The sequence below is a fragment of the Ascidiimonas aurantiaca genome (genome assembly GCF_037646345.1).
Taxonomy (GTDB): Bacteria; Bacteroidota; Bacteroidia; order Flavobacteriales; family Flavobacteriaceae; genus Ascidiimonas; species Ascidiimonas aurantiaca.
Window position 1 is genome coordinate 136,884 of record NZ_JBBEWR010000012.1, and the last position, 15,462, is coordinate 152,345.

Below are 15,462 nucleotides of genomic sequence, written 5' to 3' on the forward strand. Positions count from 1 at the left end.
AAAATAATGATTCACTATTCATTATCTTCGGCATACCATTCTGCAAAAGAAGTGGCCGTTTCCCTGAGTTTTAAAGAGTGTAACCGGATAGTGTCTGGAAGTCGTTTTTTTATTTTTTGAGCAAAATCAATAACCATATTCTCACTGGTAGGCTGATAATCGGCCAGAATTACATCATGTCCCCGCTCTTGCAGCTCTTTCGCCAACTCCAGGTGAGGCGTGTTTTTATTGAAAACAGTAGCATGATCAAAAACATCAACAATTTCTTCTCTCACAATTTTTTTTAGATCGCCAAAGTCAATCACCATTCCGTATTTCACATGAGAAATGTCCTCAATGGGAGTGCCTATTACTGTAACCGATAATTGATAACTGTGCCCATGCACATTCCTGCATTTTCCGTCATACCCGTAGAGAGCATGCCCTGTTTCAAAACTAAACTCTTTGGTAATGCGAATTTTACTCATTCGGCCTCTTATTATTTAATCGTTATGAGCGATAGATTGTTATATGCAAAGGTATAGATTTTGTAAGACACCCAATGCCTGTTAACACAGTATCCCTTTTAAAATTACTCAGGGAACTTTGTGACCTGTAGCGGCTACCAGCATTAAAAACCAGTCTTCGAGTGTAAGCTCTATTTCTCCTGCCTTTACCGAATTGCGAATACGGTCAGGATGTGTGGTTCCAATAACCGGATGAATGCCTGTGGGATGTTTCAGTAACCACGCCAGCAAAAGTTGGTCTGCAGTGGCATTATACTTTTCTATGAGCGCCAAAAGCTGCTGCTGTACTCTGCCAGTTTGTTCTGTACTCTCCCTAAAAACCGTTCCCAGCGGACTCCATGCCATAGGGCGTATATTATGAAGCATCATATGATCGAGAGTACCATTATGCATAACCACGTGATTGGTAAGTGAGCATTCTATTTGATTTACGCTTACCTGGGTGCGGCTCTGTATCATATCCGTTTGTGAAGGTGTGAAATTAGATACTCCAAAATCTTTTATTTTTCCTTCTTTCTTTAATTTTTCCACCGCAATAGCTATCTCATCAGGATGCATTAAAGGGCTGGGCCTGTGTAGTAATAAAAGATCAAGATAATCCGTTTTAAGATTGCGCAGGGACTCTTCAACTGACCAAACGATGTACTTTTTACCATAATCATAATGTTTTACCACGTTAGCTCTTTTTTCCGCAATGTATTGTATCCCACATTTAGAGATAAGTTGTATGTTTTCTCTGGAGATACCACTTTCCAGAAAAGCCTTACCAAATTCTGCTTCCGTAGTATAACCTCCATAAATATCGGCATGGTCAAAAGTAGTGACCCCCTGTTCCAGGCATAGATTTATAAGCCTTACCATTTCTTTACAGTTCAGGGCTTTCCCCCAACTTCCCCAGGTCATAGTCCCTGCTATAATTCGTGAATAGTACATGTTCTTCTATTTTACGGTTTATGAAATACCTTCTGCATGGCCCTCTAAAATAATAATTCCTGTTTGTACACACCGCCCGCATCCTTAAAAAGCTCATTACATAATTTACTTACCCGTATCTGGCAACAATTCTTTATTATTTCAAAAAGAGGGATCTTTAGAGTATCATGCTCTTAAATATTCATAATTTTTTACTAAAACCAGAGGCCTTATATAATGACTTTCAATTTTTAACCAATTGTTAACAGCCATAAGTACATAAATTTATCAATTTGCATCAAAGAATAAGGTTTGTTAAATTCACGGCCTTAAAAACCAATGTATGGAAGAAAACAATACTATTGATATTAGTAGGATTAATGAAAAAATTGAAAAGGAAAGCGCTTTTGTAGATTTGCTTACCCTTGAAATGAACAAGGTTATTGTAGGGCAAAAGCATATGGTAGAACGCTTGTTAATCGGGCTTCTGGGACGGGGACACATTTTACTGGAAGGTGTACCCGGGCTTGCCAAGACATTGGCGATTAACACCCTTGCCAAAGCAGTACATGGAAGTTTCAGTCGTATTCAGTTCACTCCAGACCTCCTTCCTGCCGATGTGATAGGTACATTGATCTTCAACATCAAAGAAAACGATTTTTCCATCAAGAAAGGTCCTATCTTCGCAAATTTCGTACTGGCAGATGAGATTAACAGGGCTCCTGCAAAAGTACAATCGGCTTTGTTAGAGGCCATGCAGGAAAAACAGGTAACCATTGGTGATGAAACCTTCACTCTGGACAAACCATTTCTGGTAATGGCTACCCAAAACCCGGTAGAGCAGGAAGGTACCTACCCGCTTCCCGAAGCACAGATAGACCGTTTTATGCTTAAAACCGTTATCGATTATCCCAAGCTTAATGAGGAACAGCTTATTATAAGGGCCAACCTAAAAGGTTCTTTTGAAAAAGTATCTCCTGTAGTGTCTATTGAACAAATTTTGCGTGCACAGGAAGCAGCCAGGGAAGTATATATGGATGAAAAAATTGAAAAATATATTCTGGATATCATATTTGCTACCCGATATCCTGAAAAATACAATTTATCTGATCTTACCCCCCTTATTAACTTTGGAGCTTCTCCCAGAGGTAGTATAAACCTGGCCACTGCCTCCAAATGTTATGCCTTTATAAGGAGGAGAGGATATGTAATACCCGAAGATGTAAGAGCCGTTATACACGATGTATTAAGACATCGTATTGGTATTACCTACGAGGCAGAAGCGGAAAACGTTACTACAGAAGATATTATCAATAAAATAGTAAACGAGATTGAAGTACCTTAGTAGTTTCGTAACCGTTCATAAGAGTAGAGTTACCTGTTTTGAAGCTAATGGATACGAAAGAATTACTTAAGAAGGTCCGCAAGATCGAAATCAAGACCCGTCGCCTGAGTGACCATATTTTTGGAGGTGAGTACCACTCTACCTTTAAAGGGAGAGGTATGACCTTTAGTGAAGTACGGCAGTATCAGTTTGGCGATGATGTAAGGAATATAGACTGGAATGTAACTGCCAGATACAATGAGCCTTATATAAAAGTCTTTGAAGAAGAGCGGGAACTCACCCTTATGCTCATGGTAGATGTTAGTGGTTCAGAACTTTTTGGTACCGGAGAACAGTTTAAAAAAGATATTATTACCGAAATATCGGCCACCCTCGCTTTCTCAGCTACTCAGAATAACGACAAAATTGGTCTTATTCTGTTTTCAGACGTAATTGAACTGTTCATCCCACCTAAAAAAGGACGCTCACACGTACTCCGTATTATCAGGGAACTTATAGAGTTCGAGCCCAAAAGCAAAAAAACCAATATCTCTGAAGCACTCAAGTTCCTGTCCAATGTGATGAAAAAAAAGGCAATTGTTTTTTTACTTTCCGATTTTATGGCAGATGACTATGAGCAAACACTTAAAATTGCAGGTAAAAAACACGACCTTACCGGTATTCGGGTTTTTGATAAACGAGAAGAAGCCATACCTAACCTGGGACTGGTACAAATGGAAGATGCCGAAAGCGGAGAGCTTATGCTGGTAAACACACAATCTAAAAAAGTGCGCCAACAATACAGTAAGTATTACAATGAAAGAGTAAACTATTTTCAAGATACCTTTACGCGCAGTGGTGCCGGGATTATTAGTAGCAGGGTAGATGAAAGTTATGTAAAAAAGTTATTGGGCTATTTTAAAAGACGTGGATAAAAAGAAATACACATATACAACTTTAAGAATATACCTGGTGTTAGCCGGGTGGTTCCTTTTATGGGGAGCCCCTTCTGCACTTTGGGCTCAAAACCCGGTGCGTGTATCTTCAACAGTAGATTCGGTAACTATTAAAATTGGAGAGCAAATTAATTACCTCGTTAATGTTGAGGCTGACACTACGGCTATCATCGTTTTTCCGGAAATAAAAACCCTCGGCAGAATGGAGGTGATCGAGTCTTACCCTACAGATACTGCCACTGATGGTGACCGGATGCGGCTTATTAAAAAATACGGCATTACCCAGTTTGATTCGGGCAGCTATGCCCTTCCCAGACTGGAGATCCTTGTTAATAACCGTTCATTTTATACAGACTCGCTCAATGTGCAAGTGAATGATGTGGCCGTCGATACCACTCAACAAAAAATGTATGATATTAAGCCCGTTATTCAGGTGAATAAAAGCAGTACCCAATGGTGGCTGTATGTTCTTATTGGCATACTTGTTCTCCTTATTATAGCTGGGGCAGTATATTGGTTTGTATTTCGTAAAAAACCCATTACCGAAGAAGAAAAAATTGCCAAATTACCTCCTTTTGAGAGAGCCATGCTCGAGTTAAAAAACCTGGAACAGTCCAAATACCTTATTCAGTCAGAATACAAGCAATACTATTCAGAGCTTACAGGTATCGTAAGGGCCTATCTCGAAGAAGATGTGAATATTTCAGCATTAGAAAGTACTACAGAAGAGCTTATCACCAAATTGCAAATGCTAAAAGACGGGGGAAATCTCAATATTGAAGAAGAAACCATCTCTCAGTTCAAACGTATTTTACAAGCGGCCGATCTCGTGAAGTTTGCAAGATCCAAACCCGAGATGAAAGCGGCCGATGCAGACCGCAAAGCGATCGAACAGATCGTGATCAAAACCAAAGAAGGACTTCCTGAACCAACGGAAGAAGACCTTATGGATAACGAAGCCTATCTGGAAGAGCAAAATCGCAAAAAAAGAAAGAAAAAAATTATCTATGCCGCAGCAGTAGGAGCCTTTCTCATTTTTGCAATAGGCACCGCAGCTACCGTGTATTATGGATTTACCAATGTAAAAGATACCCTCACGGGACACCCCACTAAAAAACTCCTGGAGAGCGAATGGATTGCCAGTGATTATGGTTTCCCGCCTATTTCAATCGAAACGCCCGAGGTTTTATTGCGGCAGGACATCCCGATTCCTCCGGAAAACAGGGCTGCGATAAAAGACATGCATGTTTTTGGTTACCATAACCAAAAAGGCCTTTTCTCCATAGCCGTAAGCTCCATCATGTATAATGAGGGCGTAGAAGTTAGTATGGAAAAAGCCATCAATGGTATGCTGGAGCTTATGGAAAAAAACGGTGCTAAAAATCTGGTGACCAAACAGGAAGAGTTTAATACCCGAAACGGGATTAAAGGCGTGAAGACCTTTGGTAGCGGTACATTTGCCGTGCCAGGATCAGAAGAAATGCTGCCAGGTGAATATGTACTTCTTGTTTTTGCAGGTGAAAATTTCCAACAAAATGTAATGCTCTCCTGGAAAAAAGAAGATACCTATGCAGAAGCGATCGTAGAACGTATCCTCAACAGGATCGAAGTAAACACAAATTAGTATGTTTGAAGGAATAGAATTTGCCAACCCTCAGTTTTTCTGGCTCCTGGTTTTATTGCCAGCAGCTATGGTATGGTATTTTTTCAAGCAAAAAAAAGAAACCGCTTCCTTAAAAATATCCAGCATTAAAGGCTTTAAAGCCGCGCCTTCACTGCTCGCCAAACTCAAACCCGTTCTTTTTGCACTGCGGTTACTGGCACTGGCAGCGATCATTACCGCAATGGCAAGACCCCAAACCAAAGAAGTTACTTCTAAAATAAAAACCACCAGAGGTATAGATATTGTAATGGCAATGGACGTATCTTCCAGTATGCTGGCTAAAGACCTGAAGCCAGACCGGCTTACCGCCCTTAAGCGCGTAGCAAAAGAATTTATACAAGATCGCCCTAATGACCGAATAGGGCTGGTTGTATATTCCGGAGAAAGCTTTACCAAAACGCCTATTACCAGTGATAAAACCATTGTGATGAGAGCACTTGATGAAATTGGGTTTGGCCAGTTAGAAGACGGTACGGCGATTGGTATGGGACTCGCTACAGCAGTTAACCGCCTTAAAGACAGTAAAGCACTGAGTAAAGTTATTATTCTCTTAACAGACGGAGTGAACAACGCAGGATTTATCGAGCCCAAAACCGCAGCCGACCTTGCAGTAGAATTTGGTATTAAAACCTATACCGTAGGGTTAGGAAGCAACGGAATGGCCCTTACCCCTGTGCAATACAACTCAGATGGCACCTTTCGGTTTGGTTATCGAAAAGTAGAGATAGATGAAGAACTCCTTAAAAATATTGCAGAAGTAACCGGGGGAAAATACTTTAGAGCTGATAATAATAAGAAGCTACAGGAAGTGTATAATGAGATCAATAAACTGGAAAAAACCGAAATAGAAGAGTTTAAATACACCAATTTTGAAGAAAAATTTCGCCCGCTCGCCCTTTTGGCCGGCGCATTACTCTTCATTGAGATCCTGTTGCGATATACCGTATTCAGGAGCTTTATTTAAAAAAAGAATATGTATCAGTTAGAAGAAAAAATATTTTTCAATCTGTTGGCAGCCATTCCTGTCCTGGTACTGGCTTTCCTTTTATTATATTTCTGGAAACGCAAAACCCGTAAGCGTTTTGCCAGTACCACACTACTCAAAAAATTGAGCCCTGCACATTCTTCATTTAAACCCATACTCAAACTCATTGTAGTGTGTCTCGCCATTGCAGCATTGGCCATAGCCCTGGTAAATCCTAAGATCGGGACCAAACTGGAAACCGTAAAACGCGAAGGGGTTGACCTTGTTTTTGCCGTAGATGTTTCCAAAAGTATGCTGGCCGAAGATGTGGCACCCAACAGGCTCGAAAAATCTAAAAGACTCGTATCAGAGATCATTAATGAACTGGGCAGCGACCGTATTGGCATCATAGCCTATGCGGGACAGGCATTTCCTCAGTTACCCATAACCACCGACTATGCAGCCGCCAAGATGTTCCTGCAAAGTATGAATACCGATATGCTGTCATCTCAAGGTACCGCCATAGACGATGCCATTAATCTGGCAAAAACCTATTACAATGATGAAGAGCAAACCAACCGTATCCTTTTTATAATATCAGACGGAGAAGACCACTCTAACCGCGCCATCGATATTGTTGATGATGCCGTTTCCGAAGGGATACGCATCTTTACCATTGGCGTAGGTACCGAAAAAGGAGATGTGATCCCTATCAAGATAAACGGTATTGTAGATAGTTACAAGAAAGACAGAAACGGAGATGTGGTCATTACGCACCTTAACGAAACTATTTTAAAAGACATAGCCCGGGAGGGCAATGGCGCCTATTTTTACGGAGCAAATACAGAAGAGACCGTAAATTTTGTGAAAGAAACACTGGCCGGAATGGATAAAAAAGAATTTGAAGCAAAACAGTTTGCCGATTTTAAGGATCAGTTTCAGTGGTTCCTGGGCGCTGCATTGCTTTTTCTCTTTTTAGATGTCTTTTTCCTGGAACGAAAAACCGGCTGGTTACAAAAGTTAAACCTGTTTAATGAAAAAGAATCATGATATTGAAAAAACTTAGTTTTACAGGAATCCTGTTACTGGGAGTCGCCGCAACCTTTGCACAGAATAGCGAACAGGAAAAAATGAAAGAAAAAGCACTCAAAGCATCTAATAATCTGGTATATGATGCCAACGAGAAAATTTCTGATGATGCCTTTGTAGAAGCAGAAGCTACCTATCGCAAAGCTATTGCAAAAAGTGGTGAAAACGCCCCGGCACGATTTAACCTGGGCAATGCCTACTATGAAAATGACAGCTACCTCGAAGCGCTTTCCCGTTTTAAGCAGGCTACAGAAGTAGCCGTAACCAAAGACGAAAAACACAAAGCCTACCATAATATAGGTAATGTGTTTATGAATGAAAAGCAGTATGAGAAAGCCGTTGAGGCCTACAAGCAGGCACTCCGTAACAATCCTACCGATGACGAGACCCGTTACAACCTCGCCCTGGCCAAAGAAATGCTAAAAAAAGAACAGCAGCAAAATAAAAACCAACAGGACAAAAACGATCAAGATCAAGATCAGGATCAAAAAGATCAGGAAAATAAGAATGATCAAAAAGACCAGGATAAAAAAGATAATAAGGACGGAGAAGGCGATAACAAAGATCAGAAAGATCAGGAAAATAAACCTCAGGATCAAAAAGAAGGAGAGGATCAAAAAAATGAGCAACCTGAAAATAAAGAGGGAGATAAGCAACAAAAACAGCCCCAGGATCAAAAAGAAGGACAACCTAAGCCCCGCCCGGGACAGTTATCACCACAACGTATTAAAAACCTGCTTGAGGCCATGAATCATGAAGAGAAAAAAGTACAGGAAAAATTAAATGCGAAAAAAGTAAAAGGGGTACCTGTAAAAACAGAAAAAGATTGGTAACATATTCTTTTTCAGTATAACAGGTAAAAAATATCTTTGCATCACAAAAGAAAATGAAACACGTAATTGTCATTATCAGTATGTTCCTTTGCCTCCAGGGCCTTCAAGCCCAGGACAAGGTTACGTTTGAGGCAAAAGTGAGTAAAAATAAACTGGGGATTAACGAACGCCTCCGTATTGATTTTATAATGAACAAAGACGGAGATAATTTTGTACCGCCTAATTTTGAAGGCTTTCGGGTGGCGGGGCCCAATCAGTCCATTCGCAATTCATGGGTTAATGGAAAGAAAAGCTATTCAAAGTCCTATTCATATACCCTTATGCCTACGGCCCGGGGTAAATTCACCATAAAACAGGCCTCTGTAGAAATTGACGGGCAAACCTATAAAACCGTTCCTATTACAGTTGAAGTAACCTCCGCGGTAGATAAACCCACCGATGGACCTTCTGCAGAAGATATCGCCGAAGATAACTTACATCTCGTAGCAGAGGTATCTAAAAACACGCCTTACCTCAATGAAGCTGTGACCGTGGTGTACAAGCTTTATGTAAGCCCAGAAGTGAATGTGAGTGATTTCAGACCTCTGGATAATCCGCGATATAATGATTTCTGGAGCCAGGAGATCCCCATTAAACGCTGGAAAGTAGAAAACGGCACCTACCAGGGGCGCCCCTATAGGTTTGTAGTTTTAAAACAGGTAGTATTATACCCTCAAAAATCGGGAAAACTCCCCATAGAGCCCCTTTCCCTAGATGTAACCGTAGATGTGCCTACCAACCGAAGAGACTTTTTTGGAGGACGTATCTATACGCAAACTCATAAAACCATTGCTGCCGGAAAACGTGTTATCAATGTTAAACCCTTACCGGAATCCGGCAAACCCGATTCCTTTACCGGGGCCGTAGGGGTATTTGATTTTAATGTGATCCCAACGAAAACCGATTTGAAAGCTACCGAGTCTTTCCAGGCAAAAGTAGAAGTAAACGGGAATGGGAACTTAAAGTTATTTGAGCTCCCCAAACTTAATTTACCCGGTTCTCTGGAAGTGTATGAGCCTGAGTTTACCGAAAAAGTAACTACCAATCTGTCGGGTAATCGCGGAGAAGTGGCCGAAAACTATACCATTGTACCCCAATACAGAGGTAAGTATCCCATTCCCGGTATAAGTTTCTCTTATTTTGACCCCGACCTGGAAGAGTATAAAACCATTACCTCACAGGAAATACTCATTAATGTATATGAAGGCCCCGTAAATAATGCCGGCAATACCGGGGGGGCTGTTACCGGAAATTATAAACAACCCGTAGTGGCTGCAGACAGCCAGTTTCGCTTTATAAAACTAAAACCTTCCCTGGTTCCCATTTCACAGAAAATGTTTTTCAGATCAAAGCTGTTCTATACCCTGCTTTTTGCTCCGCTCCTTATCATCCCCATCGCCATTTTTACAGGTAAGAAAAAAAGAGCCATGCAACAGGATGTACAGGGCAATCGCATACGAAAAGCAAATAAACTCGCTCGAAAATACCTTTCCGAAGCCAAAAAGAACCTTAGTAAAAAAGAACTGTTCTATGAATCGCTCGAAAGGGCATTGCATAATTACCTGAAAGCAAAGATCCATATCGAAACCTCAGAGTTCAGTAAAGATAAAATAAGAGAATTATTGAGCTCACGAAACGTGTCTGAAGATAATGTGTCTGATTTTATTGCATTACTGCAAAGTTGTGAATTTGCCAGATATGCACCGGCATCAGAGGTCGCTATTCAAAATGATTACGAGAAGGCCGCAGAGGTAATTTCTAAAATTGACAAACAAATTTAAGGCTATGAAACAGTTCCTTTGCCTGTTGTTCTTACTTATCATTCCCTTAACGGGTTTTGGTCAAAACACACAACTCTTCGAAGAAGCATCCAAAGCCTACAATGAAGGAGATTATGAAACGGCTATAGAAAAGTACATGGCCATACTCGATAATGGCGAGCATTCCGCATCACTGTACTATAACCTCGGCAATGCCCATTACAAACTTAACCATATAGCCCCCAGTATTTACTACTACGAAAAAGCACTGTTACTGGCTCCTGATGATCCCGATGTGCAGAACAATATCCTATTTGCCAGAAACATGACCCTGGATGCTATTGAACCCCTGCCGCAAACAGGTATTGCCCGTTTGCTTGAAAAAAGCATCGGCAAGCTTTCATACAACACATGGGCCATTATTGCCATTACCGCTATGATCTTTTTTGTAGCCTCCTTTCTTCTGTATTATTTCTCCTATCGAAGAAATTATAAGAGAGCTTTTTTCATAGTTAGTCTCAGTACACTTTTTTTAGTGTTCTTCTCCGTTTTCATGGGCTTCCATGAATATAATAAAGTTCAAAATAACCGGCCTGCCATTGTTTTCGCAGAAGAAACCCTTGTAAAGTCAGAACCCAACCCAAACAGTGAAGAAGTATTCAGGTTGCATGAAGGAACTAAAGTGCAGGTACTGGAAATTTTTCAGGAATGGTCTAAAATACAATTGGCAGATGGTAAAATAGGCTGGCTTTCTACAGATGACATAAAAGAAATCAAAACTCTTTAACATAATTTAACAGTTTATAATAGTAATACTTTTATATTTGCTATAATAATTATGTTAACCATAAATGAAGTTTATATACATTTTGTTGTTGATTTCTCATATCATGCTATCGGCACAGGCATGGGTATGGGTTATGGAGAACACCTCATCAACTAACTGTATATCAAATACCTGTGAAATATCTGGTAATGAGACCGAAGATACCCAGGAGATCCTGGAGCTTGCTGTCATTCCCGCAATAGCCTACCCTGCTAAAAATTTTACCCCCCTCTTTTCAATACAGATAAGTTCACATCTAGTACTTTTTTTTGCCGATATTACCATTCCCCCTCCTAAACATCTACAGAAAATTAGTCTGCATACAAACAGGCATCATACTTCTTTGCAGCTACTACACGCTACACAGATATGATCTTATAGGTTCCTTACCGTGATGTGATCACGAGCGTACAAACCACCTTTCTTTACCACCATAAACACACCAAACCAAATGTCTGATTTTTATAAAAGATTACTCGATAACAATAAGGAATGGGTAGCACAAAAAACCAAAGAAGATCCTGAATATTTCATAAAAATGGCAAAGGGCCAGAAACCCCCTTTGTTATGGATAGGTTGTGCAGACAGCAGAGTACCTGCCAATGAAATTACCGGTACCCGGCCGGGGGAAGTATTTGTTCATCGAAATATTGCCAACGTCGTAGTACATACCGATCTCAATATGCTAAGTGTGCTGGAATATGCAGTAAATACGCTGGAAGTACAACACATCATTGTTTGCGGTCATTATGGCTGTGGCGGAATACAGGCCGCTATGGGCCATAAATCACTGGGACTCATTAACAAATGGGTTCGCCATGTAAAAGATGTATATCGTATTCATAAAGAAGAACTGGAAGCGATAGAAGATAAGGAACATCGCTTCGATCGTCTGGTTGAGCTTAATGTGCAGGAACAATTACTGGATCTGGCCGAAACCTCTATTGTTCAGAAAGCCTGGAAAACAGGACGGGGGTTACAGCTACACGGCTGGGTTTACAACCTGAGTACCGGACTGGTCAAAGATCTGGAGCTCACCTACAAAGATAACTCTACACTACCTGATATTTATAAACTGGATCTTTAATGAAAGTAAGATTTCATACTGTTAAAAAATGGTTTCACAATCTAAGAGGTGATACTTTTGGCGGACTCACGGCCGGTATTGTAGCACTACCTCTGGCACTGGCCTTTGGGGTACAATCCGGACTCGGAGCCTCGGCAGGTCTTTACGGTGCCCTTTTTATTGGTGTTTTTGCTTCCGTGTTTGGAGGTACAGCCACCCAGATAAGCGGCCCTACGGCTCCTATGACCGTAGTTAGTGCCGTACTTATAAGCACAGTTCTCGCTTCTAAAAATGGAGATATACAAAAAGCATTGCCCATTATTCTGGGAGTATTTCTAATGGCCGGCTTACTGCAAATTATATTAGGTATTCTCAAAATAGGACAGTACATAAAATATGTTCCCTATCCTGTTATATCAGGATTTATGACCGGTATTGGCGTCATAATTCTAATTACCCAAATATTCCCCCTTTTTGGGTACCGTCCTTCTACAGACGCAGAATTGATCAACCGGTTTAAACCTCAGGCAGAAGAGGTATTACTCGACAAAATACTAAAAGATGAAGCCGGTGAAGGCATTCTGGTACTCGAAGATTTTAGAGAAACTATAGTTCGTGCCGAAAAAATAACCCCTGCTGAAATTACCCGTGAAGCACAGGTACTCGTTTCCAGAGATACCGGAGGCGTTATGGGCTCTTTAAAATATGCCGGCCGCGCCATAAAAAATATTCAATGGGTTGAATTCTGGCTTACCCTCGCCACCATTAGTATTGTTTTTGTCTTTAGAATACTTCGTTTAAAAATACCAGGCACCCTGGCAGCGCTTATCATAGTAACCCTGGTTGCGTATTTAGCACAACTGGATGTACTTACCGTAAGTGACAGAGGAAAAATTCCCGAAGGGTTCCCCATTCTTAATTACGAGATCTTTGCCGGGTTTAGTTTTGCAGAACTTTTGCCATACCTCGCAACTGCTTTTGCACTGGCAGGACTGGGAGCCATAGACTCTCTGCTTACTTCGGTAGTGGCAGACAATATTACCAAGACCAGGCACAACAGCAACAGAGAGCTTATAGGGCAGGGTATTGGTAACAGCGTAGCGGCTTTGTTTGGCGGTATCCCGGGAGCCGGTGCCACCATACGTACCGTAGTTAATATACATGCCGGAGGAAAAACACGCCTTTCGGGTATTATTCACGGACTAGTACTTTTATTGATCTTGCTGGTGCTGGGGCCGGTAGCTTCCGATATCCCTTTGAGTGTACTGGGTGGTATTCTCATTACCGTAGGTATTGGGGTGATGGACTACAAAGGACTACGTACTCTTCGTAAAATGCCCCGGGGTGATGCCCTTGTACTTATAGTGGTCCTGCTACTTACCGTATTTCTCGATCTTATGGTAGCCGTGGGTATCGGGCTCGTGATCGCCACCCTCATGTTTATGAAAAAAATGGGGAATCTTACCGCAAGCCAGTCGCGCATAGTTTCTCTGGAAAAAGCTGCCAACGATACTTCTTTGCCTTTATACAATACATTACCAAAAAATCTCAGAGAAGAGGTATTTATCAAGCATTTTGAAGGCCCGCTGTTTTTTGGATATACAAAAGATTTTCAGCAGCTTATGGCTACTTTACCCCAAACGGCTACCCATGTTATTTTTGATATGGAAAATGTGCCGTACATAGACCAGTCTGGTTTATTTGCGTTTGAAGATGTACTTATGGAACTAACCCGAAAACAGGTTACAGGCATTATTGTAGGCATTAAAGAACAACCGCTCTATCGCTTAAAAAGCATTGACATTGTACCAGACCTTGTACCGGAAAACCTTATTTTCTCTTCTCTTGAAGAGTGCATGGCCTATGTGCGTGAGCATGTAGAAGATGTTTATTGAAGTTAGGGGCGCAGCAGATCCATCGCTTCCAGAATACGGTTTTTAAACCGTACCACTGCTTCGTTCTGGTCACTGGTATTATTGGTATCCAGATAATACACTTTGCGTTTTCCCCCGGCATCTGTAAAATCTATATACACCCCTCCCTGGTCTGCACAGTCGGGGCAACCCAAAGTACCGCCGTCACCATTGCGTAGCACTGCCGGAATGGTAGTTAACAGGCCGGCTACCCGGGTATAGTCTTCCGCCGGCAGCGTTTCCGTAGGTTCAAAAGTATAATTCTCAAAAAGGTAGGTTTCATTCCTGTCTGCCTGTAATACACCGGAAACAAGGCGATAGGTAACAAAACACGTTCCCTGGCACATCCCGAAATACGTACCAAAAACCAGTGTTTCTGCTTTAGGAGCATCTTCCGAAGAACTCCCGCAGCTCATAAACAATATCCCCGTAAATAAACAGCTTAGTATTTTTTTCATATACCTGTTTTTTAACAAGATGTATTTTCCCGACAAGGTTGCGTATATAGCTTTTACTATGTTTCTACCTTACAAAAAACCAAACTACGGTGTAACAGAACTCCAGGAATCCATTTTATTATATCGTCTTTATGTATTTATTACAAAAATCAGTACTTATCTACTTAAGCTGGTTTGTTTAGGCAACAACGGCTACCGCCATGAGTAGCTGCGTAGTGCCTCCAACGAGCGTAGCGAACTGGCGCAAGCAAAATCCTCCCGGGTTTTCAGAAATAGGGGAGAACAAGCACAACCCGCCTGCCTGCCGGCAGGTTACTTGTAGCTATTATTAGGTACTGGCTTTATTCCTGTTCTAATTTTTCCAGTCTTTTTTGTAATTCAAAAAGTTTTGAATTCAGCGTTTTTAAAGCTTTATTTTCTTCTTCAAGCTTTTTATTTTTTGATTCAAGATTCTCCAGCCGTTTTTCCTGTTGAATGGTATAAAGGGTTAACTCTTCTATTTTGCGCAATAATTTAGAGTCCATTTCTCCAAGAAAAATTCCATTTTCAGCCACTTCTTCAGCGCTTGGAATATCTTTTAAATGGCCTTTTGCTTTAATATGATTTTCTACTTCTGCCAATGTTGGCAAATCATAATCTTTTTCAAATACAAAATCAGACCATTCTGTCTCTACTTTTATTTCCTTTGCTCTTATGTTTCCATTTACAGCCAATTTCCAAGTTCCAGGATTCCATGTTCCAATTCCTAGTTTATGATTGACTATTACATCTCCATTACTGGCAATATGCATGTGAGTCATTAAACTTCCATCTACTATTGTTTCAATGGTGAATCTTTTGCCACCAACATCATATCTAATCGAACCGAAATTGGTGGTGTAAGGATTAAATGTTAGTACTTTATGTCCTCCATCATGTAAAGCGAAACCATTATTCCCTATTTGGAGTTTTTGTTGCGGATTTGTTGTTCCAATTCCTATATTTCCATTTTTGTATATAAAATCACTTTTCAAACCTATTTCAGTTTGTATTTTTTCTTGTGCGTTCAATCCAAAACTCATTCCCATGAGCATAATTAACAAAATTCTTTTTTTCATACTATTTTATTTATGCAACAACCTGTCAGGATAATGTATATGATCTCTAAAACTAT

General features: G+C 40.7%; 15 protein-coding genes. 11 read left to right on the forward strand and 4 right to left on the reverse strand.

Going from position 1 to position 15,462, the window contains the following annotated elements:
- Positions 1 to 14: 14 nt before the first annotated feature.
- The gene (locus tag WAO84_RS13155) at positions 15 to 467 is read right to left on the reverse strand and encodes a 6-pyruvoyl trahydropterin synthase family protein (RefSeq protein ID WP_340066352.1); all 453 of its coding nucleotides are present in this window, start codon (positions 465 to 467) and stop codon (positions 15 to 17) included.
- 108 nt (positions 468 to 575) lie between these two features.
- Complete coding sequence (locus WAO84_RS13160; RefSeq protein WP_340066353.1) at positions 576 to 1,439, reverse strand: aldo/keto reductase; 864 nt, start codon at positions 1,437 to 1,439, stop codon at positions 576 to 578.
- Positions 1,440 to 1,761: 322 nt separating this feature from the next.
- On the opposite strand from WAO84_RS13160, the gene WAO84_RS13165 reads away from it, so the two are divergent.
- From WAO84_RS13165 to WAO84_RS13215, 11 genes are all read left to right on the forward strand, one after another.
- Positions 1,762 to 2,763, forward strand: coding sequence for an AAA family ATPase (locus WAO84_RS13165; RefSeq protein ID WP_340066354.1), 1,002 nt, complete (start codon positions 1,762 to 1,764; stop codon positions 2,761 to 2,763).
- A 47-nt stretch (positions 2,764 to 2,810) separates the two neighbouring features.
- The gene (locus WAO84_RS13170; RefSeq protein WP_340066355.1) at positions 2,811 to 3,677 is read left to right on the forward strand and encodes a DUF58 domain-containing protein; all 867 of its coding nucleotides are present in this window, start codon (positions 2,811 to 2,813) and stop codon (positions 3,675 to 3,677) included.
- On the forward strand, positions 3,670 to 5,322 hold the full coding sequence (locus WAO84_RS13175; protein WP_340066356.1) for a hypothetical protein: 1,653 nt from the start codon (positions 3,670 to 3,672) through the stop codon (positions 5,320 to 5,322). The genes WAO84_RS13170 and WAO84_RS13175 overlap by 8 nt, the downstream gene beginning before the upstream one ends.
- Position 5,323: 1 nt before the next feature.
- Complete coding sequence (locus WAO84_RS13180; protein ID WP_340066357.1) at positions 5,324 to 6,325, forward strand: vWA domain-containing protein; 1,002 nt, start codon at positions 5,324 to 5,326, stop codon at positions 6,323 to 6,325.
- 9 nt (positions 6,326 to 6,334) lie between these two features.
- Positions 6,335 to 7,375, forward strand: a complete 1,041-nt coding sequence (locus tag WAO84_RS13185; protein WP_340066358.1) for a vWA domain-containing protein — start codon at positions 6,335 to 6,337, stop codon at positions 7,373 to 7,375.
- Positions 7,372 to 8,247: a tetratricopeptide repeat protein gene (locus tag WAO84_RS13190; RefSeq protein WP_340066359.1), complete on the forward strand. Its 876-nt coding sequence runs from the start codon at positions 7,372 to 7,374 to the stop codon at positions 8,245 to 8,247. Before WAO84_RS13185 ends, WAO84_RS13190 begins: the two co-directional genes overlap by 4 nt.
- Positions 8,248 to 8,300: 53 nt before the next feature.
- Complete coding sequence (locus WAO84_RS13195; protein ID WP_340066360.1) at positions 8,301 to 10,067, forward strand: BatD family protein; 1,767 nt, start codon at positions 8,301 to 8,303, stop codon at positions 10,065 to 10,067.
- Positions 10,068 to 10,071: 4 nt separating this feature from the next.
- Entirely contained in the window at positions 10,072 to 10,833 is a 762-nt protein-coding gene (locus WAO84_RS13200) for an SH3 domain-containing protein (RefSeq protein ID WP_340066362.1), read from the forward strand.
- Between the two features lie 64 nt (positions 10,834 to 10,897).
- Positions 10,898 to 11,245 carry a hypothetical protein gene (locus WAO84_RS13205; RefSeq protein WP_340066363.1) on the forward strand — a complete coding sequence of 116 codons (348 nt, stop codon included), beginning with the start codon at positions 10,898 to 10,900 and terminating at the stop codon, positions 11,243 to 11,245.
- Positions 11,246 to 11,323: 78 nt separating this feature from the next.
- Positions 11,324 to 11,959 carry a carbonate dehydratase gene (can, locus tag WAO84_RS13210; protein WP_340066364.1) on the forward strand — a complete coding sequence of 212 codons (636 nt, stop codon included), beginning with the start codon at positions 11,324 to 11,326 and terminating at the stop codon, positions 11,957 to 11,959.
- The gene (locus WAO84_RS13215) at positions 11,959 to 13,833 is read left to right on the forward strand and encodes a SulP family inorganic anion transporter (protein WP_340066365.1); all 1,875 of its coding nucleotides are present in this window, start codon (positions 11,959 to 11,961) and stop codon (positions 13,831 to 13,833) included. The genes can and WAO84_RS13215 overlap by 1 nt, the downstream gene beginning before the upstream one ends.
- Before the next feature lie 2 nt (positions 13,834 to 13,835).
- On the opposite strand, the gene WAO84_RS13220 is transcribed toward WAO84_RS13215, so the two are convergent.
- Both WAO84_RS13220 and WAO84_RS13225 read right to left on the reverse strand, forming a co-directional pair.
- On the reverse strand, positions 13,836 to 14,309 hold the full coding sequence (locus WAO84_RS13220; protein WP_340066366.1) for a hypothetical protein: 474 nt from the start codon (positions 14,307 to 14,309) through the stop codon (positions 13,836 to 13,838).
- A gap of 341 nt (positions 14,310 to 14,650) precedes the next feature.
- Entirely contained in the window at positions 14,651 to 15,406 is a 756-nt protein-coding gene (locus WAO84_RS13225; RefSeq protein ID WP_340066367.1) for a hypothetical protein, read from the reverse strand.
- Positions 15,407 to 15,462 lie beyond the last annotated feature (56 nt).